Annotated in this window: 1 tRNA gene and 2 pseudogenes; 1 reads left to right on the top strand and 2 read right to left on the bottom strand. The window is 65.2% G+C overall.

The window, feature by feature from the left end:
* Window positions 1-434: pseudogene (locus BQ7477_RS00035) on the top strand (hypothetical protein); the annotation flags it as partial.
* 180 nt (window positions 435-614) lie between these two features.
* On the opposite strand, the gene BQ7477_RS00030 reads toward BQ7477_RS00035, so the two are convergent.
* Window positions 615-690 (bottom strand) — tRNA-Ala (locus tag BQ7477_RS00030).
* A gap of 177 nt (window positions 691-867) precedes the next feature.
* Window positions 868-1,246 (bottom strand): annotated as a pseudogene (locus tag BQ7477_RS00025) (hypothetical protein); the annotation flags it as partial.

Genomic DNA, 1,246 nt, shown 5'->3' with positions numbered 1-1,246 from the left:
CCTGGTGGTACACGCATGAACGCACGCGCCGCGCCTACCGACGCTTGGCACGACTGGCACGCCAAGGAGTGCTGTTCACCTACCTGACCAACCCCGACGGCACACCAGCCGACCCGCCGGCCTGCGCCACCACCAACCACGTCGAATCCATCAACGCTGTCGTGCGTGAACTCCTCCACGCTCACCGCGGTGCCAGTGCCTACCACCAAGCCGTCATCGCCGAATGGGCTCTCCTCCTGCGCACCCCACAACCCCCGACCCCCACCGAAGTCCTGACCCAATGGGAACACGACGGGTGCCCCACACCCCGCCGGATCCCCACACCCAAACACCCCAACCACACCGATCAGAAACGCCACGGAATCCCGGAAGGAACCCCCACCCCAGAAGAAGGACTCTGGCCACGCAAAGGCTGGGCCGGACGCGCCCACTAGACCCACGACACGCCGTCTAAAGCACCACGTTTGCGCCTATAGCCCGATTTTTCCGCACTAACAAGCCGAAAAGTCGCCATAAAACCAACACGTTTTGTCCTTTAACCCCAAGCACCCCCGCACCCCAACAAGGCGCTCAGACATGCAGAAAACCGACACCCACTATCGGATGTCGGCATGTGGTGGAGCTAGGGGGATTCGAACCCCCGACCTTCTCATTGCGAACGAGACGCGCTACCAACTGCGCCATAGCCCCAAGGACTCGCATAGCTTAGCACCACGACGAGCAATGACGCAAGCCGACCACCAGCGCATGCGCGATGCCACGCGGCCACATCCCAAGCAGCAGGATTAACCATTCCATCACCCCGCACAAACAACCGCGCCGCGAGCCCGGTGGCTCGCGGCGCGGCAACGACAGCAACAAGCAGCCCTATTGGGCCCGGCGCGCGTCCAAGACGGCATCCAGGTCCAGGGCGACAGCCTGGTCGGCGACGACCTCTTCGGTGGAGCGGGCACCGACCTGCGCGGTCTGAGCGATCGGGCGCGCGGGAATCGCCCCCGTAATGCGCGGGATGCCACGCAGGTCCGTGTCCGCATGGACGATGCGGCCGCGAATACGGTCGCGCGACGCGTAGGTCGGCGCAGGGATCGGGGCAACGGTCCAGGGGCGTGCGGGTGTGTCGGCAACCTCGACGGCCTCGGGAACCTCAACGTTAAAGACGAGGGAAGGCACGGATCCCGTCTGAGAAGTGGACTCTGCGTCGGCCTCACGCGAGGCGCTCGGACGCGACTCGGCCACGGCCTCGCCC

Origin of the sequence: Actinomyces bouchesdurhonensis, assembly GCF_900128465.1 — a bacterium.
Taxonomy (GTDB): domain Bacteria; phylum Actinomycetota; class Actinomycetes; order Actinomycetales; family Actinomycetaceae; genus Pauljensenia; species Pauljensenia bouchesdurhonensis.
Note: the sequence above shows the minus strand (reverse complement) of the source record. Positions and strands in the feature narration are given on the sequence as shown.